Below are 24,065 nucleotides of genomic sequence, written 5' to 3' on the forward strand. Positions count from 1 at the left end.
ATCAAGATGGAAGTGAAAGCAATTCATCGCGGTGCCCGCATCTCGGCGCAGAAGACGCGCCTTGTGGCCGACCAGATCCGCGGTTTGCCGGTCGACAAGGCGCTGAACGTTCTGACGTTCTCGCCGAAGAAGGCGGCAGGCATCGTGAAAAAGGTCGTGCTGTCGGCGATCGCGAATGCGGAGCACAACGAAGGCGCCGATATCGACGAGCTCAAGATCAAGAGCATCTACGTCGACAAGGCTGCTTCGCTGAAGCGCTTCACCGCGCGCGCGAAGGGCCGCGGCAACCGCATCGAGAAGCAATCCTGTCACATCACTGTGACGGTCGGGAATTAAGGGGTCATACGATGGGACAGAAAATTCATCCGACTGGCTTCCGTCTGGCCGTCAGCCGCAATTGGGCGTCGCGTTGGTACGCGAACAACAACAATTTCGCGGCGATGCTCCAGGAAGACATCGGTGTTCGTGAGTATTTGAAGAAGAAGCTGAAGAACGCTTCGGTGGGCCGTGTGGTCATCGAGCGTCCGGCGAAGAACGCGCGCATCACGATTTACAGCTCGCGTCCTGGCGTCGTCATCGGCAAGAAGGGCGAGGATATCGAGTTGTTGAAGTCGGAGCTGCAACGCCGCATGGGCGTGCCGGTCCACGTCAACATCGAGGAAATCCGCAAGCCGGAAACCGATGCTCAGTTGATCGCGGATTCGATCACGCAGCAGCTCGAGCGCCGGATCATGTTCCGCCGCGCGATGAAGCGCGCGATGCAAAACGCCATGCGTCTCGGTGCCCAGGGCATCAAGATCATGAGCGCCGGCCGCCTGAACGGTATCGAAATCGCGCGTACCGAGTGGTATCGCGAGGGTCGCGTACCGCTCCATACGCTGCGTGCCGACATCGATTACGCAACCTCGGAAGCGAAGACGACGTACGGCATCATCGGCGTCAAGGTGTGGGTCTATAAGGGCGACACGCTCGGCCGCAACGATGCTCCGGTCGTCGAAGAGCCCGTCGAGGAAAAGCGTCCGCGCCGCAATGCGCGTCCGGGCGAGCGCCGTCCCCGCCGTGACGGCGAAGGTGGCGCGCCCTCGGGTGCCCGCCGCGGCGCACCGCGTCGTGGTGGCGCCGGTGGCGACGGCAAGACTGGAGAATAACGATGCTGCAACCGAAACGCAGGAAGTATCGCAAAGAGCAAAAGGGCCGTAACACCGGTGTCGCGACGCGCGGCAACGCCGTGTCGTTCGGTGAATTCGGCCTGAAGGCTATCGGTCGCGGCCGTTTGACCGCACGCCAAATCGAAGCGGCGCGTCGTGCCATGACGCGTCACATCAAGCGTGGCGGCCGCATTTGGATTCGCATTTTCCCGGACAAGCCGATCTCGCAAAAGCCGGCTGAAGTACGGATGGGTAACGGTAAAGGTAACCCTGAGTACTACGTCGCCGAGATCCAGCCGGGCAAGATGCTGTACGAAATGGATGGCGTAACCGAAGAGCTGGCGCGTGAAGCGTTCCGTCTGGCCGCAGCCAAGCTGCCGCTGAAGACGGCGTTCATCGTTCGCCAACTGGGCGCCTAAGGAGCAAGTGATGAAGGCTTCAGAACTTCACCAGAAAGACAAGGCCGCGCTCAACAAGGAGCTGTCGGACCTGTTGAAAGCGCAATTCGGCCTGCGCATGCAGCTCGCGACGCAGCAGCTCACGAATACGAGCCAGCTGAAGAAGGTTCGCCGCGATATCGCACGCGTGCGGACCGTCCTGACTGAGAAGGCGAACCAGAAATGAACGATAGCGTGAAAACCTCGCTCAAGCGGACGCTGATCGGCAAGGTCGTCAGCAACAAGATGGACAAGACGGTCACCGTGCTGGTCGAGCACCGCGTGAAGCACCCGATCTACGGCAAGTACGTCGTGCGCTCGAAGAAGTACCACGCACACGACGATGCGAACACGTACAACGAGGGCGACCTCGTTGAAATCCAGGAAACGCGTCCGATCTCGAAGACGAAAGCCTGGGCTGTGTCGCGTCTTGTCGAAGCTGCCCGCGTGATCTAAAGCAGCGAAGCAGTACCGCGCTTCGGCGCGGGCGGTCGGACCGGGTCGCGCAAGACATCGGGCCCGAACGCCAGGCCGGCGGGGAGGTGATTGTGAAGGCCTCGCCGCGGCTGCTGCGGAAGTCGTTGAAAGTGCAGCAAATTTAGCTTGCAAGGCCGGGATTGTTTGATATAATCTCGGTCTTCCCTCTTTTTGGGATCCGTTGCGGGCGAGGCGGGATCCAACCGGAAGGGAAGCGACGGGCGCCAGCCTGTTGCGAAGGATTCACTCGATTGCGATGGCGGTTTCCGATGCCGTCGCTGCTGTTCCAACCCAAACAGCCAAGCGGCCTAGTAGTAACAGCGGCGCGGCTGACGGGACCAAGACTGACCGGCTGAACCATGGTGGTGCAGGCGGATTAAGTTGGGAAAGGTAAACCATGATCCAGACCGAATCTCGGCTTGAAGTGGCCGACAACACGGGTGCGCGTGAAGTCATGTGCATCAAGGTGCTCGGCGGCTCGAAGCGTCGTTACGCCAACATCGGCGACATCATCAAGGTGAGCGTCAAAGAGGCAACGCCGCGCGGGCGCGTGAAGAAAGGCGAAATCTACAACGCCGTGGTCGTGCGTACGGCCAAGGGCGTGCGTCGCCAGGACGGCTCGCTGATCAAGTTCGACGGTAACGCCGCCGTGCTTTTGAATAACAAGCTCGAGCCTATCGGCACCCGTATCTTCGGGCCGGTCACGCGTGAGTTGCGTAGCGAACGGTTCATGAAGATCGTTTCGCTCGCGCCGGAAGTGCTGTAAGGAGTCGCGATGAACAAGATTCGCAAGGGTGACGAAGTCGTCGTCATTACCGGCAAGGACAAAGGCAAGCGCGGTGTCGTACTCGCCGTTGGCGGCGACAACGTGACGGTGGAAGGCATCAACCTCGTCAAGAAACACGTGAAGCCGAACCCGATGAAGGGCACGACGGGCGGTGTGGAAGCCAAGACGATGCCGCTGCATATTTCGAATGTCGCGCTCGTCGACGCGAACGGCAAGGCCTCGCGCGTTGGCATCAAGGTCGAGGACGGCAAGAAAGTCCGCTTCCTGAAGACGACCGGTACCGTGCTCGGTGCCTGACGCTGCGGAGTGATAAAAATGGCTCGTTTGCAAGAGTTTTACAAAGAGAAGGTTGTACCCGGCCTCATCGAGAAGTTCGGTTACAAGTCCGTCATGGAAGTGCCGCGCATCACCAAGATCACGCTGAACATGGGTCTGGGCGAAGCCGTCGCTGACAAGAAGATCATCGAGAACGCCGTCGGCGATCTGACGAAGATTGCTGGGCAAAAGCCTGTCGTGACGAAAGCGCGCAAGGCTATCGCTGGCTTCAAGATCCGTCAGGGCTATCCGATCGGCGCGATGGTCACGCTGCGCGGCCGCGCGATGTACGAATTCCTCGATCGTTTCGTCACGGTGGCGCTGCCGCGCGTGCGCGACTTCCGCGGTATCTCGGGTCGCGCGTTCGACGGTCGCGGCAACTACAACATCGGTGTGAAAGAGCAGATCATTTTCCCCGAGATCGACTACGACAAGATCGACGCGCTGCGTGGGCTGAACATCAGCATCACGACGACTGCGAAGACTGACGACGAAGCCAAGGCACTGCTCGCCAGCTTCAAGTTCCCGTTCAGAAATTGAGGTTACCGTGGCTAAACTGGCACTGATCGAACGTGAAAAGAAGCGCGCCCGCCTTGCGGCGAAGTTCGCACCGAAGCGCACCGCGCTGAAGGCGATCATCGACGACCAAAGCAAGTCGGAAGAAGAGCGCTATGCGGCTCGCCTCGAGCTGCAGCAACTGCCCCGCAACGCCAACCCGACGCGCAAACGCAATCGCTGCGCGATCACGGGTCGGCCGCGCGGCACGTTCCGCAAATTCGGACTGGCGCGTAACAAGATTCGTGAAATCGCGTTCCGCGGCGAGATCCCCGGCCTCACCAAGGCGAGCTGGTAATAGGAGAAACATAAATGAGCATGAGTGATCCTATCGCCGATATGCTGACTCGCATCCGCAATGCGCAGATGGTCGAGAAAGTCTCGGTGACGATGCCCTCGTCGAAAGTGAAGGTGGCGATTGCGCAGGTCCTGAAGGACGAAGGCTATATCGAAGACTTCGCTGTGAAGTCGGATGGTGTGAAGTCGAATCTGCATATCGGGCTGAAGTACTACGCGGGCCGTCCGGTGATCGAGCGCCTCGAGCGCGTCTCGAAGCCTGGTCTGCGCGTGTACCGCGGTCGCAACGACATTCCGCAGGTCATGAATGGCCTCGGTGTGGCGATCGTCTCGACGCCCAAGGGTGTGATGACGGACCGCAAGGCGCGCGCCAATGGCGTCGGCGGCGAAGTCATCTGCTACGTCGCTTAACGCCGAAAGAGGAGAAGAAACATGTCTCGAGTAGGTAAAAGCCCGGTCGCGCTCAGCGGCGCCGAAGTGAAGGTCGCCGATGGCTTCATCACGGTGAAGGGCCCGCTCGGCACGATTTCGCAAGCGTTGAACAAGCTCGTGAACATCGTCGTCGACGGCGCGTTCCTGAAGTTCGAGCCGGTCGGCGAAAGCCGTGAAGCCAATGCGATGTCGGGCACGATGCGTGCCATCGTCGCGAACATGGTGCACGGTGTCACCAAAGGTTTCGAGCGTAAGCTGACGCTCGTGGGCGTGGGCTATCGTGCGCAAGCGCAAGGCGACAAGCTGAACCTGTCGCTGGGCTTCTCGCACCCGGTGGTGCACCAGATGCCTCAAGGCGTGAAGGCGGAAACGCCCTCGCAAACGGAAATCGTGATCAAGGGGATCGACAAGCAGCAAGTCGGCCAAGTCGCTGCCGAAGTGCGCGGCTATCGCCCGCCTGAGCCCTACAAGGGCAAGGGTGTGCGCTACGCCGACGAGGTGGTGATCCTCAAAGAAACGAAGAAGAAGTAAGGGTGCGCAATCATGGATAAGACTCAATCTCGCCTGCGCCGCGCTCGTCAGACGCGTATCAAGATCGCCGAACTGCAGGTCGCGCGCCTCGCCGTGCACCGCACGAACACGCATATCTACGCGCAAGTGTTTTCGCCCTGCGGCACCAAGGTGCTCGCCAGTGCGTCGACGCTCGAGGCCGAAGTGCGTGCTCAGCTGGCCGACCAGTCGGGCAAGGGTGGCAACGTTGCCGCTGCCACGCTGATCGGCAAGCGCATCGCGGAGAAAGCCAAGGCTGCCGGCATCGAATCCGTCGCCTTCGACCGCTCGGGTTTCCGCTACCACGGCCGCGTGAAGGCGCTGGCTGATGCGGCGCGCGAAGCCGGGCTCAAGTTCTAAGGGAAGAATTCGTCATGGCAAAGATGCAAGCGAAAGTTCAGGCTGACGAACGCGACGACGGCCTTCGCGAAAAGATGATTTCGGTCAATCGCGTGACCAAGGTCGTGAAGGGTGGCCGGATTCTCGGTTTCGCCGCACTGACCGTGGTTGGCGATGGCGATGGCCGCGTCGGCATGGGCAAGGGCAAAGCGAAGGAAGTGCCCGTTGCCGTGCAAAAGGCAATGGAGCAGGCTCGTCGCAACATGTTCAAGGTGCCGCTCAAGAACGGCACGCTGCAGCACGAAGTGCACGGCAAGCATGGCGCATCGAAGGTCCTCCTCGCTCCGGCGAAGGACGGTACCGGCGTGATCGCCGGCGGCCCGATGCGCGCCGTGTTCGACGTGATGGGTGTTCAGAACGTCGTGGCCAAGAGCCACGGTTCGACGAACCCTTACAACCTCGTTCGTGCGACGCTCGACGGTCTGCGCAAGCAGTCGACGCCGGGTGACATTGCGGCCAAGCGCGGCAAGTCGGTCGAAGATATTTTGGGCTAATGCCTGGGTGGTCACCATGTCTGAAAAAACTGTCAAGGTTCAGCTCGTCAAGAGCCTGATTGGGACCCGCGAAACGCACCGTGCCACGGTGCCCGGCCTGGGCCTGCGCCGACTCAACTCGGTTAGCGTTCTGCAAGATACGCCCGCCGTGCGCGGCATGATCAACAAGGTTTCGTACCTTGTTAAGGTCGTCGACTGAGCGCGGACCACGGACTCGAGGAGTTGAATATGGAATTGAATAACCTGAAGCCGGCCGAAGGCGCGAAGCACGCCAAGCGCCGTGTCGGCCGCGGTATCGGCTCGGGCCTCGGCAAGACTGCGGGTCGCGGCCACAAGGGTCAGAAATCGCGTTCGGGCGGCTTTCACAAAGTCGGCTTCGAAGGCGGTCAGATGCCGCTGCAGCGTCGTTTGCCGAAGCGCGGCTTCACCTCGCTGACGAAGGAATTCGTCGGTGAAGTGCGCCTCTCCGACCTGGAAAAGCTGCCCGTCGACGAAATCGATCTGCTCGCGCTCAAGCAAGCTGGTCTCGTCAACGAGCTGACGAAAAGCGCCAAGATCATCGCCACGGGCGAAATCAAGCGCAAGATCGTCGTGAAGGGTCTGGGTGCAACGAAGGGCGCTCGCGCGGCCATCGAAGCAGCCGGCGGCTCGTTTGCCGAGTAATTGGCTTTCGCTCGCGTGAGAAGCCGATTGCCGGTCATGGTATTTGCATCGGAGAAGGTACTTGGCTAACAGCCCGAGTCTTGCAAAAACCGGGAAAAGCGCAGCGAAGTTCGGCGACCTGCGCCGGCGAGCAGTTTTTCTGCTGCTGGCGCTCGTCGTTTATCGAATCGGCGCGCATATTCCGGTGCCGGGCATCGACCCGGATCAGTTGGCGAAGCTGTTCCAAAGCCAATCTGGCGGCATCCTGGGCATGTTCAACATGTTCTCGGGTGGCGCGCTGTCGCGGTTCACGGTGTTCGCGTTGGGGATCATGCCGTACATCTCCTCGTCGATCATCATGCAGCTGCTCGCGATCGTTTCGCCGCAGCTCGAAGCGCTGAAGAAGGAAGGGCAGGCCGGGCAGCGGAAGATCACGCAGTACACGCGGGTCTTCACGGTCTTGCTGGCGACGTTCCAGGCGTTCGGCATCGCCGTTGCGCTCGAAAACCAACCGGGCCTCGTGATCGATCCTGGCATGGTCTTTCGGCTGACGACGGTCGTGACGCTCGTGACGGGCACGATGTTCCTGATGTGGCTCGGTGAGCAGATTACCGAGCGCGGGCTCGGCAACGGCATCTCCATCATCATCTTCGGTGGGATCGCGGCCGGATTTCCGAATGCGATCGGCGGGCTCTTCGAGCTGGTGCGCACGGGTTCGATGAGCATCATTTCCGCGATCATCGTCGTGGCACTGATTGCGGGCGTGACCTATGTCGTCGTGTTCATCGAGCGCGGTCAGCGCAAGATTCTCGTGAACTACGCGAAGCGCCAGGTCGGCAACAAGATTTACGGCGGGCAGTCGTCGCACCTGCCGCTGAAGTTGAACATGTCGGGCGTGATTCCGCCGATCTTCGCATCGTCGATCATCCTGTTCCCGGCCACGATCCTGAACTGGTTCAGTTCGGGTTCGCGCGGCGACTGGTTCAGCCAGACGTTGCACAACGTAGCGGAGGCGCTGAAGCCTGGGCAGCCCGTCTACGTGTTGTTGTATGCGTTGGCGATCGTGTTTTTCTGCTTTTTCTATACCGCGCTGGTGTTCAACAGCAGGGAAACGGCCGACAACCTGAAGAAAAGCGGTGCTTTCGTTCCAGGGATTCGTCCTGGCGATCAGACCGCACGCTATATCGACCGCATCCTCACGCGGCTGACGCTGGCCGGTGCGATTTATATCGTGTTCGTCTGTCTGCTGCCTGAGTTTCTGGTGCTGCGCTGGAACGTGCCGTTTTATTTTGGCGGAACGTCGCTGCTGATCATTGTCGTCGTCACGATGGACTTCATGGCGCAGGTGCAGTCGTACGTTATGTCGCAACAGTATGAATCGCTGCTCAAGAAAGCCAATTTCAAGGGCAGCAACATCCCGATGCGTTGAAAGGACTTATGGCCAAAGACGATGTAATCCAGATGCAGGGCGAGGTGATCGAGAACCTGCCCAATGCGACCTTCCGCGTGAAGCTGGAAAACGGCCATGTCGTATTGGGACATATCTCGGGCAAGATGCGGATGCACTACATCCGTATCCTGCCGGGCGACAAGGTGACGGTTGAGTTGACGCCTTACGATCTGTCGCGTGCGCGGATCGTGTTCCGGGCGAAGTGATTTGAAAAAAGGGTAATATCATGAAAGTGATGGCATCGGTTAAGCGCATTTGCCGCAATTGCAAGATCATCAAGCGCAAAGGCGTTGTGCGCGTGATTTGCAGCTCTGATCCGCGCCACAAACAGCGTCAAGGCTAACGCCGACGCTTTTGCTTGCGCTTTTTGTTTGAGGAAAAACAATGGCTCGTATTGCAGGGGTGAACATCCCGAACCACCAGCATGCCGAAATCGGCCTCACGGCGATCTTCGGTGTCGGCCGCACGCGCTCGCGCCGGATTTGCGAGGCGGCGGGTGTCGACTACTCGAAGAAGGTCAAGGACCTGACGGACGCGGATCTCGAAAAGCTGCGTGACGAAGTCGGCAAGTTTGTCGTCGAGGGCGATCTGCGCCGCGAAGTGACGATGAACATCAAGCGCCTGATGGATCTCGGCTGCTACCGCGGCGTGCGTCATCGCAAGGGGCTGCCCCTGCGTGGCCAGCGTACGCGCACGAATGCCCGTACGCGCAAGGGTCCGCGCCGTGCAGCGCAATCGCTGAAGAAGTAAGCGGGACTGACAGTTACAGGAAAATGTAATGGCTAAGGCTTCGAACAACACCGCGGCGCAACGCGTTCGCAAGAAGGTCAAGAAGAACGTCGCCGAGGGCGTGGTTCACGTTCACGCGTCGTTCAACAACACCATCATCACGATCACCGATCGTCAGGGCAACGCGCTTGCCTGGGCGACCTCGGGTGGCCAAGGTTTCAAGGGCTCGCGCAAGTCCACGCCGTTCGCGGCGCAGGTTGCGGCGGAGTCGGCTGGCCGCGTGGCGATGGAATACGGCGTAAAGAACCTCGAAGTGCGGATCAAGGGTCCCGGCCCGGGTCGCGAGTCGGCAGTGCGTGCACTGCATGGTCTTGGCATCAAGATCACCGCGATCTCGGACGTGACGCCGGTTCCGCACAACGGCTGCCGTCCGCCGAAGCGCCGCCGTATCTAAGGCGAGCGAAAGTACGACGCCTGTTGGCGCTTCATCGCGCCAGCAGGCTGTTTGCATCTCGATATCCTAAGCCCACCGTTCGGACCGACGAGTCCGGACTAGCGCGGAAAGTTTCATGTCCGCGTGATCAAACCCAGAAGGAACGCAAAGTGGCACGCTATACCGGCCCCAAAGCCAAGCTGTCTCGCCGTGAAGGCACCGATCTCTTCCTGAAGAGCGCGCGTCGCTCGCTCGCCGACAAGTGCAAGCTGGACAGCAAGCCCGGCCAGCACGGTCGCACTTCCGGCGCACGTACGTCGGACTATGGCACCCAGCTGCGCGAAAAGCAAAAAGTGAAGCGCATGTACGGTGTGCTCGAGCGCCAATTCCGCCGCTACTTCGCGGAAGCGGATCGCCGCAAGGGCAACACGGGCGAAAACCTGTTGCAATTGCTCGAGTCGCGCCTCGATAACGTCGTCTATCGCATGGGCTTCGGCTCCACGCGCGCGGAAGCGCGCCAGCTCGTGAGCCACAAGGCCATCACGATCAATGGCCAGGTCGCGAACATCCCTTCGCTGCAAGTAAAGGCCGGTGACATCGTCGCGGTGCGCGAGCAGGCCAAGAAGCAGGCTCGCATTCTCGAAGCCGTTTCGCTCGCCGAGCAAGGCGGTCTGCCGAGCTGGGTCGCGGTCGATACCAAGAAGTACGAAGGTACGTTCAAGCAGATGCCCGAGCGCGCCGACATTGGTGGCGATATCAACGAAAGCCTGATCGTCGAATTGTATTCGCGCTAATCGGATTTACGGCCGGGGTACCCCGATTGCGTCAGGCAAGGGGGCGCCTCGGCTGTTCATTTTCAGGTTGTTACCGGTCAGCCTTATCGGTGTAACGAGCCGAGGGTATTGAAAAGGAAAACCTATGCAAACCAGTTTGTTGAAGCCCAAGATCATCGCCGTGGAATCGCTTGGCGAGAACCACGCGAAAGTGGTCATGGAACCGTTTGAACGCGGTTACGGCCACACGTTGGGCAACGCGCTTCGGCGCGTGCTGCTGTCGTCGATGATCGGCTACGCGCCGACCGAAGTGACGATCGCAGGCGTCGTACATGAGTATTCGACGCTCGATGGTGTGCAAGAGGACGTCGTCAATCTGCTGCTGAACTTGAAGGGTGTCGTATTCAAGCTGCACAACCGGGATGAAGTGACGGTCACGCTGCGCAAGGAAGGCGAAGGCCTCGTGACGGCGCGCGATATCGAATTGCCGCACGACTGCGAAGTGATCAATCCCGACCATGTGGTTGCCCACCTCTCGAAGGGCGGCAAGCTCGACGTGCAGATCAAGGTCGAAAAGGGCCGCGGCTATGTGCCCGGCAACGTGCGCCGGTATGGCGAGGAAACGGCGAAGATCATCGGCCGCATCGTGCTCGACGCATCGTTCTCTCCGGTTCGCCGTGTGAGCTATGCGGTCGAGAGCGCGCGTGTCGAGCAACGTACGGACCTCGACAAGCTCGTGATGAACATCGAAACCAACGGCGTGATTTCGCCCGAGGAAGCGATTCGTCAATCGGCTCGCATTCTGGTCGACCAGCTTGCCGTCTTCGCTGCGCTGGAAGGAACGGAAGCTGCGGCCGAAGCGCCGTCGCGTGCGCCGCAGATCGATCCGATCCTGCTGCGTCCGGTGGACGATCTCGAACTGACGGTGCGTTCCGCGAACTGCCTGAAGGCCGAGAACATCTACTACATCGGCGATCTGATTCAGCGTACCGAAAACGAGCTGCTCAAGACCCCGAACCTCGGTCGCAAGTCGCTCAACGAGATCAAGGAAGTGCTCGCGTCGCGCGGTCTCACGCTCGGCATGAAGCTCGAAAACTGGCCGCCGGCCGGTCTCGACAAGTAAGCTGACTGGCAACGACGCGGATTTTCCTTTAAAATCCGCGTCTTGCTTTTTCATACCGGCCCGTGTCCCAGGCTTTTTCTTCCTGAAAGCCGCGACGATAGAAGAGCTGGATCAAAACTTTGAATCAAGGAAACTGAGATGCGTCACCGTCATGGTCTGCGGAAACTGAACCGCACGAGCAGCCACCGTTTGGCAATGCTCCGTAACATGTCCAACTCGCTGATCGAGCACGAAGTCATCAAGACGACGCTGCCGAAAGCGAAAGAACTGCGCAAGGTCGTCGAGCCGCTCATCACGCTCGGCAAGAAGCCTTCGCTCGCCAACCGCCGCCTCGCGTTCAACCGCCTGCGCGACCGCGATTCGGTCGCGAAGCTGTTCGACGTGCTCGGTTCGCGCTTCGCGAACCGCCCCGGCGGCTATCTGCGCATCCTGAAGTTCGGCTTCCGCGTCGGCGACAATGCGCCGATGGCGCTCGTCGAGCTGCTCGACCGTCCGGAACCGGTGGAAGGCGAAGAAGTGCAAGACGCGGAATAAAGCGTCCATCAACGCCGCGAAGCTCTTGCGGCAGCGATAAAAGGGGTCAAGCGCAGCTTGGCCCTTTTTTTATCGTGCGCCCGGTGCGGCGGACGAGTGTGCGGCGCCGATCGGCGGGTGAAGAGCGGCCGATGGTACGATAATGCGAGCATGTATGCCGTTGTTGGAGAGACCGTGTCTGTCGAAATCGTTCTGATGCTGACCACGCTGCCGGACGCCGCATCGGCGCAGGCGCTGGCGGATGCCGTCCTCGATGCGCGGTTGGCTGCGTGCGTTGCCGAATCGGCTCCGCTGCATTCGCGTTATCGCTGGAAGGGGCAGAAGGAATCGGCTCAGGAAATCCAGTTGCTCTTCAAGACCAGCGTCGCGCGTGCGCTCGAGCTCGAGCAATTCATTGCGGAGCACCATCCCTATGAGACGCCCGAGATCGTATCGTGGCCGGCAAGCGCCTCGACGGCTTACGGGCAATGGGTGGTGGCCGAAACTCATCGTCCAATCCATGTTTAGATCGCCCGGCGCGCATGCAGGATCGCTCGCGCGCTTCTTCTTCCTGATCCCGCTCGTGCTGGCCGCTTGCTTGATGGCGAGCTTCGGCACGTCGGCGCGCGCCGATGATTTTCTCGATCCCTCGGCTGCGTTTCGTTTCAGCGCATCGGAGGTACCGGGCGCGGTCGACGTTCGTTTCCAGATTGCCGATGGCTACTACCTGTACCGGGAGCGCTTCGCGTTTGCGGTGAAGACTGGAACCGCGACGCTCGGTGAGCCGCAACTGCCCGCCGGCCATGTCAAATTCGACGAGACCTTCCAAAAGAACGTCGAAACCTATCGGCAAAGCGTCGTCGTTCATGTACCCGTGAAAGCGGCGAGCGGGCCCTTCGAATTGGCTGTGACCTCGCAAGGTTGTGCGGACGCGGGGATCTGCTATCCGCCCGATACGCATGTCTATCGGGTGAGCGGCGCCGCCTTGCAGTCGGGCGCACCGGGCGCGGGCACAACGGTCGCGGGCACAACGGTCGCGCCCGAGGGCACCGCTGGAAACGGCGGGTCGTCTTCCTGGTATGACCGGCTCACGAGCGCGGATTACGCGGGCTCGCTGCTGCAAGGCGGCGGCTTCGCGGCAACGGTCGGCCTCTACTTTCTCGCGGGTCTCGTGCTGAGTCTGCTGCCTTGCTCGTATCCCATGATCCCGATTCTCTCGGCGATCATCATCGGGGAAGGGCACCGCGTCACCCATGCGCGCGGATTCGCGCTGTCGCTGTCATATGTGATCGGCATGGCGCTCGTTTACACGGCGCTCGGTATTGCTGCGGCGCTCGTCGGGCAGAGCCTCGGAGCATGGTTGCAGAATCCGTGGGTCCTCGGCGCCTTTGCGCTGCTGCTGACATTGTTCGCGTTGTCGTTGATCGCGGGCCTCGATATCGCGTTGCCGCAGCGCTGGCATGACCGGATGTCCGAGGCATCGAACCGGCGACCGGGCGGCAAGCTCGCAGCCGTCGCCGCAATGGGCGCCTTGTCGGCCCTGGTCGTCGGTGCGTGCATGACGGCGCCCCTCTTTGCCGTGCTCGCATTCATCGCACACACGGGCAACGCGTTGCTCGGCGGGGCGGCACTTTTTTCGATGGGGATCGGGCTCGGTGTGCCGCTTTTGATCGTCGGCCTGGGGGCCGGCGCACTCCTGCCGCGCGCGGGCGGATGGATGGAGGGCATCAAGGTCTTCTTCGGCGTCGTGTTGCTGGCGGCCGCGCTGTGGATCGTCTGGCCCGTTTTGCCGGCGACGGCGCAGATGCTGCTTGGCGCGCTCTGGCTGCTGTTTGCCGCCGCGACGCTCGGTCTTTTTTCGCCGCATGCGAGCGCAGTCTCGATCTGGCGGCGTCTTGGACGCGGCATCGGAGCCGCATTTGCCATCTGGGCGGCCGCGCTCATCGTCGGGCTTGCCGCGGGATCCACCGATCCATTGCGCCCGCTCGCGGTGCTCGCCGCGCGTGTCGGTGCATCTGCGGCGGCGACCGAGCAGCCGTTGGACCGCTCGTTTCAACCCGTGCGAAGCTCGGCCGAGCTCGATCGATCGATCAAGGCGGCGGGACGCCCGGCGATGCTCGATTTCTACGCGGATTGGTGCGTCAGCTGCAAGGAAATGGAGCGCTTCACCTTCGCCGATCCGAGGGTCCGCGCGCGCCTCGCTCAGTTGCAACTGCTACGCGCCGACGTGACAGCCAACAGCGCCGACGATCAGGCGCTTCTGAAGCGCTTTTCGCTATTCGGGCCGCCGGGGATCATTTTCTTCGACGCGGGCGGCAAGGAAGTTTTGCGTGTCGTCGGCTATGAATCGGCCGACAAATTTCTGCGCAGCCTGGATCGGGCGTTGCCGTCGAGCGGATCGTCAGTCGCGCTGACGATCCGATAGCACAACTCATTTCGGTTAGCGCTGATCCCGCAGCAACCGAGCCGCGTCCAGTGCGAAGTAGGTCAGCACACCGTCGGCGCCTGCGCGCTTGAACGCGAGCAGCGACTCCATCATCACCTTGTCGTGATCGAGCCAGCCGTTTTGTGCAGCGGCTTTCAGCATCGCGTATTCACCGCTCACTTGATAGACATAGGTGGGGAAGCGAAACTCGTCTTTCACCCGCCGCACGATGTCCAGATAGGGCATGCCGGGTTTCACCATCACCATATCGGCGCCTTCCTCGATATCGAGGCGGACTTCGCGCAACGCTTCGTCCGAGTTCGCCGGGTCCATCTGGTACGTCATCTTGTTGCTCTTGCCGAGGTTGGTCGCAGAGCCGACTGCGTCGCGGAACGGCCCGTAGAAGGCCGATGCGTACTTCGCCGCGTAGGCCATGATCCGAGTGTGGATGCGACCCTCGCTTTCGAGCATCTCGCGCAGTGCGCCGATGCGGCCGTCCATCATGTCGGACGGTGCGAGGATGTCCACGCCGGCTTCCGCTTGGGTGCGGGCCTGTTCGACGAGGATTTCAACCGTCTCGTCATTGAGCACGTAACCCGCTTCGTCGAGCACACCGTCTTGGCCGTGGCTCGTATAGGGATCGAGCGCGACATCGGTCAGTACGCCGAGTTCGGGGAAGCGGGCCTTGATTTCCCGCACCGCGCGAGGAACCAATCCTTCGGGATTCGCCGCTTCGCGGCCGTCCGGCGTTTTCAGCGAAGGCTCGATGGCGGGAAAAAGCGACAGCACGGGCACGCCGAGTTCGACGCACCGGTGCGCCACGTCGAGCAACAGATCGACCGATAGGCGTTCGACGCCCGGCATTGACGGCACCGCCTGCCTCACCTTCGAACCTTCGACGATGAATACCGGGTAAATGAGATCGTTGGTCGTCAATACGGTCTCGCGCATGAGGCGGCGCGAGAAGTCGTCGCGTCGCATCCGGCGCGGACGATGATGCGGATAAAAGCTCATGGTGTTTGTCGAGAACCGCTTCGAAGTTCGTCTAAATTCCGGCAAAACCGGCCCCAATCGTTTTTCGGACAGTTTGCAGGGAGCGGGAACCTGCCCGGACGCTACTCTTTGCACGATGGTATATGATAGCGATCGAGTAACGCGCCTGGCGCGGAGCTCCCCGCTTCTCCTCCCTGAGCGGGTGCCTGTCGTTTTTCGATTAGGCTGTTTAACCCGCCGAGGTCCGGCGGGTTTTTTTCTGGTTTTGAGATAGTGCCCGCAAGGCGGGTTTACGAACCTCTTTCGGATGCCGCCAGCCAACCCTCGATGACGACATGAGCGTCTTCGAGCCCTGTCCGTTTGAGCGCCGAAAAGAGTTGCGCAGTGAGCTCGCCGCGATAGCCCGCGTCGCGATATTCGGCGAGCCCTTTTTGCGTGGCCCGCAGTGCATTGGTGCCCTCTTGGCGCGTCAATTTGTCGCACTTGGTGAGCAGCGTGTGAATCGGCTTGCCCGTCGGCGCGAACCACTCGATCATGCGGCGATCGAGCTCGGTCAGCGGACGCCGCGAATCCATCATGAGGATCATGCCGCGCAACTGGGCGCGGCTTTGCAGGTAGCTGGCGAGCAGCGCCTCCCAATGTGCCTTCGCGGCTCCGGGCACTTCGGCGTAGCCGTAGCCGGGCAGATCCACGAGATAGCCCACGGGTTCGTCGGCCGGCCCGACGCCGAAATAATTGATATGCTGCGTCCGGCCGGGCGTCTTGCTCGCGAAGGCAAGGCGCTTCTGGTTGCAAAGGACGTTGATGGCCGTCGACTTGCCGGCGTTGGAGCGGCCGGCGAACGCAACCTCCGGCGTGACTGTGCCGGGCAGGTCGCGCAGATGGTTGACGGTCGTGAAAAAGCGGGCTTGATGCAGCAAGAAGGCCATGGCGGAAGAGGTGGGCGGTCGAGCGAGACCGAAAAGTGGGGGCAAGCGCCCAGGGTGCAGCCGACTGGCGTCATGGCGCATAGCGAGGTATTGTACAATACGACGGTTTGGCCGAAGACCGGACGAGGCCGCCAACACGCGCTTCGCACGGCCTTTCGAGCCCGTACGGGCATGACGCCGCAGGCGTTTTTTTGCGGCGGAAATGATGGGCGCCGTCGTTTTTCCGAAACCTCTCGAGGAACTGACCGGGCCGCTGGGCAACCGCTTGCAGCCCCAAGGGGAGATTGCTTGCTTGCGCCGCGAATGGGCTTCGGGACACTCAATTCTCAAAAGACGAAACCGGGTGTGCGAATGAATCGACTGTGCAAGTCTTTGGTGGTCCTTGAAGTCGTGGCGGCAGGTTTGATGGGTGTGGCGACAGGAGCAAGCGCGGCGGAAGCGCTCAAGCCCGATGCCAACAAGGGGCAGGCGATCGCAACGAGCGTGTGCGTAGCGTGCCATGGAGCGGACGGTAACAGTGCCAGCGCGGCGTTTCCGAAGCTGGCCGGGCAGCATGAGCAGTACCTCCTGAAGGAGTTGAGGGACTTCAAGGTCAAGCCGGGCGAAAAAGCCGCGGTGCGGCAAAACCCGGTGATGGCGGGCATCGTCGCATCGCTGTCGGACCAGGATATGGCGAACGTCGCCGCGTATTTCGCCTCGCAAGCGCCGAAGGGCGGCGCGGCGCGCGACGCCGCGACGGTCGCGTTGGGGCAGAAGATTTACCGCGGCGGCATTGCGGACAAGGGCGTGCCCGCTTGCGCGAGTTGCCATGGACCCACCGGGCAAGGCATTCCCGTGCAGTTCCCGCGCGTGTCGGGACAATGGGCCGATTACACGCATGCGCAGCTCACGGCGTTCGAGCAGGGAACGCGCAAGAACGATGTCATGCAGCCGATCGCCTCGCGGCTGACCGACACTGAAATGAAAGCGGTGGCGGACTACATGGCCGGCCTGCATTGACAGGTACGCGCCGCATTACATTTGACGCTCCGCTGTGCGACACGCGCGGCGAGACGCGGCAAGAACAAAAAAAGGGTGGGGGCGTCGTGTCGTCGGCGGCCCTACCCTTTTTTGCTGGCAGTTGGAGTTGGAATGAGCGTCACCACGTCGGGTTATGAATTGAAATCGGAACGGCGCACGCTGCGAAGCGCCGTGGAGCTCGTGAGCTCGATGCGTTTCGCGATCGCACTGCTTGTCGTGCTCGCGATCGCGAGCATCGTCGGCACGGTGCTGACGCAGGATGATCCTTACCCGAACTACGTCAATCAGTTCGGCCCGTTCTGGGCCGATATCTTCCGCGGGCTGAGCCTCTACACGGTCTATAGCGCGTGGTGGTTCATGCTCATTCTGGGCTTTCTGATCGTCTCCATTTCGCTTTGCGTGGTGCGCAACGCACCGAAGATGATTGCCGATGCGAAGAGTTGGAAAGACAGAGTGCGCGAGGGTAGCCTGCGCGCGTTTCATCACAAGGCGGAATACGCGTGCGGCGGTACGCGTGCCGAAGCGGCCGGGCGTCTGGGCGCGTTGCTCGACAGGATCGGCTACAAGTACGTCGTACGCGAGAGCGGCGAAGCCACACTGATTGCGGCGAAGCGAGGCGGGCTCGCGAAGATCGGCTACATCTTTGCGCACATCGCGATCGTGGTGATCTGTATCGGAGGATTGCTCGACAGCAACTTGCCGATCAAATTCCAGATGTGGCTCTTCGGCAAGACGCCGGTCACGAGCAACAGCACCATCAGCGAGATCGGGCCGGAGCATCGACTGTCGACCGGCAATCCCACGTTTCGCGGCTATGCGTGGGTGCCCGAGGGGCAACATGTATCGACCGCGATTCTGAACCAACCCAACGGTTCGCTGATTCAGGACCTGCCGTTCTCGATCCAGCTCGACAAGTTCATCGTCGATTACTACTCGACCGGCATGCCGAAGCTGTTCGCGAGCGACATCGTCATCACCGACCACAAGACCGGTGCACGCGTGCCCGCGCGTATCGAAGTCAACAAGCCGTTCGAGTACGACGGTGTCTCGATCTACCAGTCGAGCTTCCAGGACGGCGGCTCGCAGATGACGATGACGGCGTGGCCGATGGTCGGCGCAACCATCGCGACGGTCCCCGTGCACGGTGCAATCGGGGGCTCGGCCCCGCTTCCTGCGTCGATGCCCGACGCGGCCGGCCAGACGATCGAATTCTCGGACTTTCGGGCGATCAACGTCGAAAACGTCACCAACGGCTCCGGCAAGACGGACGTGCGCGGTGTCGCCGCTCAGCATCCGGTCGAGCGGTTTCTCGAGAACCGGCTGGGCTCAGGTGCAAAGAGCTCGAAGCCGGTCGACTTGCGCAACGTCGGCCCATCGGTGCAGTACAAGGTCCGGGGCAGCGATGGTCAGGCGCGTGAATTCAACAACTACATGCTGCCGGTGGACGTCGACGGCGAGCGGATGTTTCTTGCCGGGGTGCGCCTCGCCCCCGACGATCCGTTCCGCTATTTGCGCATTCCGGCCGATCAGGCGGGCACGGTCAAGGAATGGATGATGCTGCGCGCCGCGCTCGACAATCCTGCGTTGCGAGCCCAGGCAGCCGAACGGTTCGCGCGTCGCGCGGTGGTGGATCAGAACCCGGAACTGCGCCAGCACTTGCAGGAAAGCGCGCAGCGCGTCATGTCACTGTTTGCCGGGGCCGGCGCGGGCGGGGGCAAGACGCCGGCAGGTCAAGCCAACGCGGGCTTCCAGGCGGTCGCGACCTTCATCGATCAGTCCGTGCCGAAAGGCGAGCAGGAAAAGGCTGCATCGCTGTTGCTGCGCATGCTCGAGGGATCGATGTGGGAGCTTTGGCAACTGGCGCGCGAAGGTGCGGGCGAACCCGACGCGAGCCCGGATGCCGCCACGAGCCGCTTCGTGCAAAGCTCCATCAACGCCCTGTCGGACAGCTTCCTGTACGGGTCCCCGGTCTATTTGCAGCTCGATTCGTTCAAGCAGGTGCAGGCGTCGGTGTTCCAGTTGACGCGCGCGCCCGGCAAGAAAGTGGTATATCTTGGCAGCCTGCTGCTCGTGGCGGGCATCTTCTCGATGTTCTTTGTCCGCGAGCGACGGCTCTGGCTTTGGCTCAAGGAAACGTCCACGGGCGTGTCCGTGGTCATGGCGATGTCGACGGCGCGCAAGACGCTCGACTTCGACAAGGAATTCGCGCAAACGCGCGATACGGTGGGCGCCACGCTCGGCGTGGCCGCTCACGATATTGCAAGCGCACCGCCTCGCGGTGCCGACGATCTCACTCGGTAACATCATGGATCTGACCAACGCTTCCCGCTCCCGGCCCGCAAGGGCTCGCCCTGTCGGCAACGTCTTGGACGAGCGTTCGTTTTTGCGACGGCTCACCGCCACCGACTGGTTGTTCGCTGCCGTGCTCGTCGCCGGCGCGGGATTTGGGGTCTCGCGCTACCACGCGTTCATGAACTACTACGACAAGCTCGTCCTTGTCGGCGCGGTGCCGGCGCTCGTCGTATTGGGGTGGCGCTGGAAGCCCGCTCGGCTCTTGATGGCGGGCATCGCATTGTTCGCGCTGTCGTCGATCGCGCTCTATCACGGCGATCTCACACGTGCCGAGGGGGCGTTCCTTCTCAAATATTTTCTGTCGAGCCAGTCCGCCATTCTCTGGATGAGCGCGCTTTTCGTGCTCGCCACGCTGTTCTATTGGATCGGCCTGCTTTCGCGCTCGCCGTCCGGTGCGGCGATCGGCTCGAAGCTCACCTGGTTCGCAGTGCTGATGGGCTTTACCGGAATGATGGTGCGCTGGTACGAGTCTTATCTGATCGGCGCGGATGTCGGGCACATTCCTATTTCGAACCTCTATGAAGTGTTCGTGCTGTTCTGTCTGATCACCGCCCTCTTTTATCTGTATTACGAACAGCATTACGGCACGCGTGCGCTCGGCTCGTTCGTGCTGCTCGTCATCAGCGCCGCGGTCGGATTTCTGATGTGGTATTCGATCGCGCGCGACGCCCAGCAGATTCAGCCGCTCGTGCCCGCGCTGCAAAGCTGGTGGATGAAGATCCACGTGCCGGCGAATTTCATCGGTTATGGCAGCTTCGCGCTGTCCGCCATGGTCGGCGTGGCTTATCTCGCCAAGGAGCGCGGCGTGCTGGCCGATCGGCTCCCTGCGCTCGAGGTGCTCGACGACGTGATGTACAAGTCGATCGCGGTCGGCTTCGCGTTTTTCACGATCGCGACGATTCTCGGCGCACTATGGGCCGCCGAGGCCTGGGGCGGGTACTGGAGTTGGGATCCGAAGGAGACGTGGGCACTCATCGTCTGGCTCAATTACGCCGCCTGGCTCCATATGCGTCTGATGAAAGGGCTGCGCGGTTCGGTTGCCGCCTGGTGGGCGTTGACGGGCCTCATCGTGACGACGTTCGCATTTCTTGGCGTCAATATGTTCCTGTCGGGGCTGCACAGTTACGGCAAACTGTAGGTGTTTAAGCGCGTGTGCCGCTGGGTTCGAAAAAACCGCCGAGTGGCTCACCGGCGGTTTTTTTACGCCCGGCGCGATGCTCCAGCGGGCGCTTCGCGCTCATGCGGCGCAAATCGTCCGTTTATTTCGATGCATCCGGATGCGCCCGCGAACGGTATATAGAAGCGACGGGCCGATCGGACGGACCGATGCTTTCATGGAGCAGTCATCGTGTGGATCAAACGACAGCAACGCATTCTCGTCGCCGGTCAGGATATTTCACCGAGCGAGATCACGCCGCGCGCCGTGTTCGAGAATCGGCGCCGGATCCTGCGGGCCGCGACCGGCATGGCGGCGGCAGGTGTGGCAGGGGCGGGCGGTCTGCTCGGCATGAGTGCCGAGGCGCTTGCCGCCTATACTTCGCCCGACGCCCACGCCCGAAAGCTCGCGGCCGTCACGAACGCAAAATTCGTCGTCCCGGACAAAGCGACGTCCTTCAAGGACATTACGACCTATAACAATTTCTATGAGTTCGGCACCGACAAGGGCGATCCCTCGCGTAATGCCGGTACGCTGCGACCCCATCCGTGGCGTGTCAGCGTCGAGGGCGAGGTCAAGAACGCCAAGGTGTACGACATCGACGAGCTGCTCAAGCTCGCACCGCTCGAAGAGCGCGTGTACCGCCTCAGGTGTGTGGAAGGGTGGTCGATGGTGATTCCGTGGATCGGCTATCCCCTCGCCGAACTCGTGAAACGGGCGCAGCCTACGGGCAATGCGAAGTACGTGCAATTCATCACGCTTTCGGATGCCTCGCAGATGCCGGGCCTGGCTGATCCGATTCTCGAGTGGCCCTATTCGGAGGGGCTGCGCATGGACGAGGCGATGAACCCGCTCACGCTCCTGACGGTGGGCGTTTACGGGCAAGTGCTGCCGAATCAGAACGGCGCGCCGATACGCGTTGTCGTGCCCTGGAAATATGGATTCAAGAGCGCGAAATCGATCGTCAAGATTCGTTTCGTCGAGAAGCAGCCGCCGACCAGTTGGAACACCTACGCGCCGAAAGAATACGGCTTCTACTCGAACGTGAATCCGACCGTCGATCACCCGCGCTGGAGCCAGGCTACGGAGCGGCGCATCGGCGAGGACGGTTTCTTCACGCCGAAGCGCAAGACGCTGATGTTCAACGGCTACGGCAGTCTCGTCGCGTCGATGTACCAGGGCATGGACCTGCGCAAATATTTCTGATGCTCATCGGGTTGTTGATTCAGCGAACGTAAATGCCACCATCATGACGACCGAGACTCCGACCTTGAACCGCCGCGCCGACGCAACGGCTACGCGCGAACCGCGCCGCGCCGCGGTATCGCCGCGCAAGGGCGAGCCTTGGATCGCGCCCGCGAAAGTGGCAGTGTTCATCGCTGCCTGGTATCCGCTCTTACGGCTCGTGTTCCTGGGATTCACCGACGGGCTCGGAGCCGATCCGATCCGGTTCATCACCTGGTCGACCGGGTTATGGACACTCGTCTTTCTTTGCATCACGCTCGCTGTGACACCGCTGCGCAAGTTATCGGGCATCAATGCGCTGCAGCGATTTCGCCGCATGCTGGGGCTCTATGCGTTCTTTTACGCGACCCTGCACTTCATCACCTATATCTGGTTCGACAAGTGGTTCGATCTTGCCGAGGTGGCGAAGGATATCGGCAAGCGGCCGTTCATCACCGTCGGGTTCGCCGCGTTCGTGCTGTTGATCGTATTGGCAGCGACCTCGCCGCGCGCCGCCGTGCGCAAGCTGGGGCGGCGCTGGCAGACACTGCATCGCGCCGTGTACGTCATCGGCGCACTCGCGATCCTGCACTTTTGGTGGATGAAGGCAGGCAAGCACGATCTGGCGCTGCCGAAGCTCTACGGTGCGATCATGCTCGCGCTGCTGGGCTGGCGGTTGCTCGCGTGGATGCGAGCGCAGTGGGTGGCGCGACACGGTGCGCGTTGAGCGGGCCGCGCGCGTTTCGCGCCCATGCAGTGCGCGTGCCCGTCTTTGCGCGTTCAGCCTTTAACGCGGAAGCACCGTCTCGGAGCTGAAAAGCGCCTGGACGGTCTCGCGTGCGCGAACCAGATACGCATGGCCGGCATCCACCATCACTTCTGCCGCGCGTGGCCGCGTGTTGTAGTTCGAACTCATCACGAAACCATATGCCCCGGCCGAGCGGATCGCGAGCAAATCGCCCGGCGCAACAGCCAGTGCACGGTCGCGCCCGAGCCAGTCGCCGCTTTCGCATACGGGGCCGACGACATCGTAGACGCATGGCGCGTCGCTGCGCAGAACGACGGGCTCGATCGCGTGAAACGCCTGGTACATCGCGGGGCGCGCCAGATCGTTCATCGCGGCATCGACGATCGCGAAGTTCTTTTCGGCGCCTGATTTCAGAAATTCGACCCGCGTGAGCAATACCCCCGCGTTGCCTGTCACCGAGCGGCCGGGCTCGAAGAACACCTCCCGATGCCCGTGTCCGCGCGCATCGATACGATCGAGCAGCGTGCGCACGAAAACGGTCGTATCGGGTGGTGTTTCATCGTCGTACCGGATGCCGAGGCCGCCCCCGACGTCGATATGACGAATCGCAATGCCATCGGCTTCGATCGCGTCGACGAGCTCCAGCAGCTTGTCGAGCGCGTCCAGGTAGGGCGCGATTTCGGTGATCTGCGAACCGATGTGGCAATCGATGCCGATCACTTCGAGGTTCGGCATGGCCGCGGCGCGTCGGTAGGTGGCGACGGCATCGTCGAACGCCACACCGAACTTGTTCGCCTTGAGCCCCGTCGAGATGTACGGATGCGTCTTCGGATCGACATCGGGATTCACGCGCAGCGATACCGGTGCCTTCATGCCGAGTTCGCCCGCCACCGCATCCAGACGATCGAGTTCCGGGATCGATTCGACGTTGAAGCACTTCACGCCGGCCGCGAGCGCCTCGCGGATTTCTCCGACACTTTTGCCGACACCCGAAAAAACGACGTTTGCGGCATCGCCGCCGGCGGCGAGGACGCGGGCCAACTCGCCGCCCGAGACGATGTCGAAGCCTGCGCCGAGCCGCGCGAAGACATTCAGTACGGCCAGATTGCTGTTGGCCTTGACCGCCACATGAATCGCGGCACGACGGCCGACGCAGGCGCGGGCATAGGCTTCGTAAGCCGAGGTCAGCGCGGCGCGCGAATAGACGTAAAGCGGCGTGCCGAACTGCTCGGCGAGCGAGACGGCGCTGACGCCTTCGGCGTGCAACACGCCATCGACGTAATGGAAGGCGGAATCTGACATGCGACGAGTGGGATCGGTGTGTTACTGGTTGGCGCCAGGGGCAGCATCCGAGGCGGCGCTTGCGGGCGACGGAGCGCGCACGCCGGAAGCCGCGCCGCCGAGTTGGTCGGCCGGTGCGAGCATCAACGGTTTCGATGCCGAATCGTCCGGCGCTTGCTGCGCGTCGGGCTCGGGCAACGCGGCGGGCGTGCGTTCGGAGGACGGCTCGGTATGCTCGACGGGTTTGGGCGGCAGCGGGGGGACGCTCGGCAAATAAAGCGGCCCGCGCTGCCCGCATCCCGCTATCGACACGCTTGTCGCAACGGCCAAAGCCGCTACAATCGCGCTCATCCTGAAGACGACTCGCATGACTGTCTTTGAATT

At 61.6% G+C, this 24,065-nt stretch carries 34 protein-coding genes; 30 read left to right on the forward strand and 4 right to left on the reverse strand.

Annotated features, from left to right (window positions below; genetic code table 11):
* Window positions 1-6: 6 nt before the first annotated feature.
* The 25 genes from rplV to dsbD all read left to right on the forward strand — a co-directional run bounded on the left by rplV (window position 7) and on the right by dsbD (window position 13,978).
* Window positions 7-336, forward strand: coding sequence for a 50S ribosomal protein L22 (rplV, locus tag ACO1XS_RS03115; RefSeq protein WP_004199272.1), 330 nt, complete (start codon window positions 7-9; stop codon window positions 334-336).
* Between the two features lie 11 nt (window positions 337-347).
* A complete protein-coding gene (rpsC, locus tag ACO1XS_RS03120; RefSeq protein WP_173256837.1) occupies window positions 348-1,148 on the forward strand; it encodes a 30S ribosomal protein S3 in 801 nt (266 codons plus the stop codon).
* Window positions 1,149-1,150: 2 nt separating this feature from the next.
* Window positions 1,151-1,567: a 50S ribosomal protein L16 gene (gene rplP, locus ACO1XS_RS03125; protein WP_115537029.1), complete on the forward strand. Its 417-nt coding sequence runs from the start codon at window positions 1,151-1,153 to the stop codon at window positions 1,565-1,567.
* Window positions 1,568-1,577: 10 nt separating this feature from the next.
* Window positions 1,578-1,772 carry a 50S ribosomal protein L29 gene (gene rpmC, locus ACO1XS_RS03130; RefSeq protein ID WP_075159014.1) on the forward strand — a complete coding sequence of 65 codons (195 nt, stop codon included), beginning with the start codon at window positions 1,578-1,580 and terminating at the stop codon, window positions 1,770-1,772.
* Complete coding sequence (gene rpsQ / locus ACO1XS_RS03135) at window positions 1,769-2,041, forward strand: 30S ribosomal protein S17 (protein ID WP_173256839.1); 273 nt, start codon at window positions 1,769-1,771, stop codon at window positions 2,039-2,041. Before rpmC ends, rpsQ begins: the two co-directional genes overlap by 4 nt.
* A 418-nt stretch (window positions 2,042-2,459) precedes the next feature.
* Window positions 2,460-2,828: a 50S ribosomal protein L14 gene (gene rplN, locus ACO1XS_RS03140; RefSeq protein WP_026229630.1), complete on the forward strand. Its 369-nt coding sequence runs from the start codon at window positions 2,460-2,462 to the stop codon at window positions 2,826-2,828.
* Window positions 2,829-2,837: 9 nt separating this feature from the next.
* Window positions 2,838-3,146 carry a 50S ribosomal protein L24 gene (rplX, locus tag ACO1XS_RS03145; RefSeq protein ID WP_331568780.1) on the forward strand — a complete coding sequence of 103 codons (309 nt, stop codon included), beginning with the start codon at window positions 2,838-2,840 and terminating at the stop codon, window positions 3,144-3,146.
* Between the two features lie 18 nt (window positions 3,147-3,164).
* Window positions 3,165-3,704 carry a 50S ribosomal protein L5 gene (gene rplE, locus ACO1XS_RS03150; protein ID WP_173256841.1) on the forward strand — a complete coding sequence of 180 codons (540 nt, stop codon included), beginning with the start codon at window positions 3,165-3,167 and terminating at the stop codon, window positions 3,702-3,704.
* A gap of 7 nt (window positions 3,705-3,711) precedes the next feature.
* Window positions 3,712-4,017 carry a 30S ribosomal protein S14 gene (gene rpsN, locus ACO1XS_RS03155; protein WP_173256842.1) on the forward strand — a complete coding sequence of 102 codons (306 nt, stop codon included), beginning with the start codon at window positions 3,712-3,714 and terminating at the stop codon, window positions 4,015-4,017.
* Between the two features lie 14 nt (window positions 4,018-4,031).
* On the forward strand, window positions 4,032-4,427 hold the full coding sequence (gene rpsH / locus ACO1XS_RS03160) for a 30S ribosomal protein S8 (RefSeq protein ID WP_173256843.1): 396 nt from the start codon (window positions 4,032-4,034) through the stop codon (window positions 4,425-4,427).
* A 21-nt stretch (window positions 4,428-4,448) separates the two neighbouring features.
* Window positions 4,449-4,979, forward strand: coding sequence for a 50S ribosomal protein L6 (rplF, locus tag ACO1XS_RS03165; protein WP_331568782.1), 531 nt, complete (start codon window positions 4,449-4,451; stop codon window positions 4,977-4,979).
* Window positions 4,980-4,991: 12 nt separating this feature from the next.
* Window positions 4,992-5,357: a 50S ribosomal protein L18 gene (gene rplR, locus ACO1XS_RS03170; RefSeq protein WP_008923336.1), complete on the forward strand. Its 366-nt coding sequence runs from the start codon at window positions 4,992-4,994 to the stop codon at window positions 5,355-5,357.
* A 14-nt stretch (window positions 5,358-5,371) separates the two neighbouring features.
* Entirely contained in the window at window positions 5,372-5,890 is a 519-nt protein-coding gene (gene rpsE, locus ACO1XS_RS03175) for a 30S ribosomal protein S5 (protein ID WP_331568784.1), read from the forward strand.
* 16 nt (window positions 5,891-5,906) lie between these two features.
* Window positions 5,907-6,089 (forward strand): 50S ribosomal protein L30, encoded by a 183-nt coding sequence (rpmD, locus tag ACO1XS_RS03180; RefSeq protein WP_486389988.1) that lies wholly within the window; start codon window positions 5,907-5,909, stop codon window positions 6,087-6,089.
* A 29-nt stretch (window positions 6,090-6,118) separates the two neighbouring features.
* Window positions 6,119-6,553, forward strand: a complete 435-nt coding sequence (rplO, locus tag ACO1XS_RS03185; protein WP_331568786.1) for a 50S ribosomal protein L15 — start codon at window positions 6,119-6,121, stop codon at window positions 6,551-6,553.
* 61 nt (window positions 6,554-6,614) lie between these two features.
* Window positions 6,615-7,961 carry a preprotein translocase subunit SecY gene (gene secY, locus ACO1XS_RS03190; protein WP_331568788.1) on the forward strand — a complete coding sequence of 449 codons (1,347 nt, stop codon included), beginning with the start codon at window positions 6,615-6,617 and terminating at the stop codon, window positions 7,959-7,961.
* An 8-nt stretch (window positions 7,962-7,969) separates the two neighbouring features.
* On the forward strand, window positions 7,970-8,188 hold the full coding sequence (gene infA / locus ACO1XS_RS03195) for a translation initiation factor IF-1 (protein WP_004521905.1): 219 nt from the start codon (window positions 7,970-7,972) through the stop codon (window positions 8,186-8,188).
* Window positions 8,189-8,208: 20 nt separating this feature from the next.
* A complete protein-coding gene (gene rpmJ / locus ACO1XS_RS03200) occupies window positions 8,209-8,325 on the forward strand; it encodes a 50S ribosomal protein L36 (protein ID WP_004199844.1) in 117 nt (38 codons plus the stop codon).
* Window positions 8,326-8,366: 41 nt separating this feature from the next.
* The gene (gene rpsM, locus ACO1XS_RS03205; protein WP_173256849.1) at window positions 8,367-8,732 is read left to right on the forward strand and encodes a 30S ribosomal protein S13; all 366 of its coding nucleotides are present in this window, start codon (window positions 8,367-8,369) and stop codon (window positions 8,730-8,732) included.
* A gap of 28 nt (window positions 8,733-8,760) precedes the next feature.
* Window positions 8,761-9,165, forward strand: coding sequence for a 30S ribosomal protein S11 (rpsK, locus tag ACO1XS_RS03210; protein WP_017777173.1), 405 nt, complete (start codon window positions 8,761-8,763; stop codon window positions 9,163-9,165).
* Window positions 9,166-9,314: 149 nt separating this feature from the next.
* Window positions 9,315-9,938 carry a 30S ribosomal protein S4 gene (rpsD, locus tag ACO1XS_RS03215; protein WP_331568790.1) on the forward strand — a complete coding sequence of 208 codons (624 nt, stop codon included), beginning with the start codon at window positions 9,315-9,317 and terminating at the stop codon, window positions 9,936-9,938.
* Between the two features lie 124 nt (window positions 9,939-10,062).
* On the forward strand, window positions 10,063-11,040 hold the full coding sequence (locus ACO1XS_RS03220; protein WP_173256851.1) for a DNA-directed RNA polymerase subunit alpha: 978 nt from the start codon (window positions 10,063-10,065) through the stop codon (window positions 11,038-11,040).
* Window positions 11,041-11,178: 138 nt separating this feature from the next.
* Window positions 11,179-11,574, forward strand: coding sequence for a 50S ribosomal protein L17 (gene rplQ / locus ACO1XS_RS03225; protein ID WP_331568792.1), 396 nt, complete (start codon window positions 11,179-11,181; stop codon window positions 11,572-11,574).
* A 150-nt stretch (window positions 11,575-11,724) separates the two neighbouring features.
* Entirely contained in the window at window positions 11,725-12,081 is a 357-nt protein-coding gene (cutA, locus tag ACO1XS_RS03230; RefSeq protein WP_331568794.1) for a divalent-cation tolerance protein CutA, read from the forward strand.
* Window positions 12,074-13,978: a protein-disulfide reductase DsbD gene (dsbD, locus tag ACO1XS_RS03235; protein WP_331568796.1), complete on the forward strand. Its 1,905-nt coding sequence runs from the start codon at window positions 12,074-12,076 to the stop codon at window positions 13,976-13,978. Before cutA ends, dsbD begins: the two co-directional genes overlap by 8 nt.
* A gap of 15 nt (window positions 13,979-13,993) precedes the next feature.
* On the opposite strand, the gene hemB is transcribed toward dsbD, so the two are convergent.
* The gene (gene hemB, locus ACO1XS_RS03240; RefSeq protein ID WP_331568798.1) at window positions 13,994-14,992 is read right to left on the reverse strand and encodes a porphobilinogen synthase; all 999 of its coding nucleotides are present in this window, start codon (window positions 14,990-14,992) and stop codon (window positions 13,994-13,996) included.
* Between the two features lie 269 nt (window positions 14,993-15,261).
* Entirely contained in the window at window positions 15,262-15,900 is a 639-nt protein-coding gene (gene yihA / locus ACO1XS_RS03245) for a ribosome biogenesis GTP-binding protein YihA/YsxC (protein WP_331568800.1), read from the reverse strand.
* Window positions 15,901-16,251: 351 nt separating this feature from the next.
* On the opposite strand from yihA, the gene ACO1XS_RS03250 reads away from it, so the two are divergent.
* The 5 genes from ACO1XS_RS03250 (at window position 16,252) to msrQ (ending at window position 22,379) form a co-directional block, all read left to right on the forward strand.
* Window positions 16,252-16,899 carry a c-type cytochrome gene (locus tag ACO1XS_RS03250; protein WP_331568802.1) on the forward strand — a complete coding sequence of 216 codons (648 nt, stop codon included), beginning with the start codon at window positions 16,252-16,254 and terminating at the stop codon, window positions 16,897-16,899.
* 132 nt (window positions 16,900-17,031) lie between these two features.
* On the forward strand, window positions 17,032-19,221 hold the full coding sequence (locus tag ACO1XS_RS03255; protein WP_331568804.1) for a cytochrome c biogenesis protein ResB: 2,190 nt from the start codon (window positions 17,032-17,034) through the stop codon (window positions 19,219-19,221).
* A 4-nt stretch (window positions 19,222-19,225) separates the two neighbouring features.
* Window positions 19,226-20,410 (forward strand): c-type cytochrome biogenesis protein CcsB, encoded by a 1,185-nt coding sequence (gene ccsB / locus ACO1XS_RS03260; protein ID WP_331568806.1) that lies wholly within the window; start codon window positions 19,226-19,228, stop codon window positions 20,408-20,410.
* Window positions 20,411-20,620: 210 nt separating this feature from the next.
* Window positions 20,621-21,634 carry a protein-methionine-sulfoxide reductase catalytic subunit MsrP gene (msrP, locus tag ACO1XS_RS03265; RefSeq protein WP_331568808.1) on the forward strand — a complete coding sequence of 338 codons (1,014 nt, stop codon included), beginning with the start codon at window positions 20,621-20,623 and terminating at the stop codon, window positions 21,632-21,634.
* Window positions 21,635-21,677: 43 nt separating this feature from the next.
* Entirely contained in the window at window positions 21,678-22,379 is a 702-nt protein-coding gene (msrQ, locus tag ACO1XS_RS03270; protein ID WP_331568810.1) for a protein-methionine-sulfoxide reductase heme-binding subunit MsrQ, read from the forward strand.
* Window positions 22,380-22,439: 60 nt separating this feature from the next.
* On the opposite strand, the gene lysA is transcribed toward msrQ, so the two are convergent.
* Both lysA and lptM read right to left on the reverse strand, forming a co-directional pair.
* Window positions 22,440-23,702, reverse strand: a complete 1,263-nt coding sequence (lysA, locus tag ACO1XS_RS03275; RefSeq protein ID WP_331568812.1) for a diaminopimelate decarboxylase — start codon at window positions 23,700-23,702, stop codon at window positions 22,440-22,442.
* 21 nt (window positions 23,703-23,723) lie between these two features.
* The gene (gene lptM, locus ACO1XS_RS03280) at window positions 23,724-24,050 is read right to left on the reverse strand and encodes an LPS translocon maturation chaperone LptM (protein WP_331568814.1); all 327 of its coding nucleotides are present in this window, start codon (window positions 24,048-24,050) and stop codon (window positions 23,724-23,726) included.
* Window positions 24,051-24,065: the final 15 nt, after the last annotated feature.

The organism is Trinickia sp., assembly GCF_057351765.1.

Bases quoted from the DNA above. Each gene is read 5' to 3' on its own strand.
- rpmD (WP_486389988.1), top strand. From the start codon at position 5,907: ATGTCTGAAAAAACTGTCAAGGTTCAGCTCGTCAAGAGCCTGATTGGG.
- ccsB (WP_331568806.1), top strand. From the start codon at position 19,226: ATGGATCTGACCAACGCTTCCCGCTCCCGGCCCGCAAGGGCTCGCCCT.
- hemB (WP_331568798.1), bottom strand. From the start codon at position 14,992: ATGAGCTTTTATCCGCATCATCGTCCGCGCCGGATGCGACGCGACGAC.
- msrQ (WP_331568810.1), top strand. From the start codon at position 21,678: ATGACGACCGAGACTCCGACCTTGAACCGCCGCGCCGACGCAACGGCT.
- rplN (WP_026229630.1), top strand. From the start codon at position 2,460: ATGATCCAGACCGAATCTCGGCTTGAAGTGGCCGACAACACGGGTGCG.
- rpsC (WP_173256837.1), top strand. From the start codon at position 348: ATGGGACAGAAAATTCATCCGACTGGCTTCCGTCTGGCCGTCAGCCGC.
- rpsQ (WP_173256839.1), top strand. From the start codon at position 1,769: ATGAACGATAGCGTGAAAACCTCGCTCAAGCGGACGCTGATCGGCAAG.
- rpsK (WP_017777173.1), top strand. From the start codon at position 8,761: ATGGCTAAGGCTTCGAACAACACCGCGGCGCAACGCGTTCGCAAGAAG.
- rpmJ (WP_004199844.1), top strand. From the start codon at position 8,209: ATGAAAGTGATGGCATCGGTTAAGCGCATTTGCCGCAATTGCAAGATC.
- rpmC (WP_075159014.1), top strand. From the start codon at position 1,578: ATGAAGGCTTCAGAACTTCACCAGAAAGACAAGGCCGCGCTCAACAAG.
- cutA (WP_331568794.1), top strand. From the start codon at position 11,725: ATGTATGCCGTTGTTGGAGAGACCGTGTCTGTCGAAATCGTTCTGATG.
- rplE (WP_173256841.1), top strand. From the start codon at position 3,165: ATGGCTCGTTTGCAAGAGTTTTACAAAGAGAAGGTTGTACCCGGCCTC.
- rplQ (WP_331568792.1), top strand. From the start codon at position 11,179: ATGCGTCACCGTCATGGTCTGCGGAAACTGAACCGCACGAGCAGCCAC.
- rpsE (WP_331568784.1), top strand. From the start codon at position 5,372: ATGGCAAAGATGCAAGCGAAAGTTCAGGCTGACGAACGCGACGACGGC.
- dsbD (WP_331568796.1), top strand. From the start codon at position 12,074: ATGTTTAGATCGCCCGGCGCGCATGCAGGATCGCTCGCGCGCTTCTTC.
- ACO1XS_RS03220 (WP_173256851.1), top strand. From the start codon at position 10,063: ATGCAAACCAGTTTGTTGAAGCCCAAGATCATCGCCGTGGAATCGCTT.
- rplX (WP_331568780.1), top strand. From the start codon at position 2,838: ATGAACAAGATTCGCAAGGGTGACGAAGTCGTCGTCATTACCGGCAAG.
- lysA (WP_331568812.1), bottom strand. From the start codon at position 23,702: ATGTCAGATTCCGCCTTCCATTACGTCGATGGCGTGTTGCACGCCGAA.
- rplO (WP_331568786.1), top strand. From the start codon at position 6,119: ATGGAATTGAATAACCTGAAGCCGGCCGAAGGCGCGAAGCACGCCAAG.
- rplP (WP_115537029.1), top strand. From the start codon at position 1,151: ATGCTGCAACCGAAACGCAGGAAGTATCGCAAAGAGCAAAAGGGCCGT.
- rplR (WP_008923336.1), top strand. From the start codon at position 4,992: ATGGATAAGACTCAATCTCGCCTGCGCCGCGCTCGTCAGACGCGTATC.
- rplV (WP_004199272.1), top strand. From the start codon at position 7: ATGGAAGTGAAAGCAATTCATCGCGGTGCCCGCATCTCGGCGCAGAAG.
- rpsH (WP_173256843.1), top strand. From the start codon at position 4,032: ATGAGCATGAGTGATCCTATCGCCGATATGCTGACTCGCATCCGCAAT.
- rpsM (WP_173256849.1), top strand. From the start codon at position 8,367: ATGGCTCGTATTGCAGGGGTGAACATCCCGAACCACCAGCATGCCGAA.
- rplF (WP_331568782.1), top strand. From the start codon at position 4,449: ATGTCTCGAGTAGGTAAAAGCCCGGTCGCGCTCAGCGGCGCCGAAGTG.
- ACO1XS_RS03255 (WP_331568804.1), top strand. From the start codon at position 17,032: ATGAGCGTCACCACGTCGGGTTATGAATTGAAATCGGAACGGCGCACG.
- ACO1XS_RS03250 (WP_331568802.1), top strand. From the start codon at position 16,252: ATGAATCGACTGTGCAAGTCTTTGGTGGTCCTTGAAGTCGTGGCGGCA.
- lptM (WP_331568814.1), bottom strand. From the start codon at position 24,050: ATGCGAGTCGTCTTCAGGATGAGCGCGATTGTAGCGGCTTTGGCCGTT.
- yihA (WP_331568800.1), bottom strand. From the start codon at position 15,900: ATGGCCTTCTTGCTGCATCAAGCCCGCTTTTTCACGACCGTCAACCAT.
- infA (WP_004521905.1), top strand. From the start codon at position 7,970: ATGGCCAAAGACGATGTAATCCAGATGCAGGGCGAGGTGATCGAGAAC.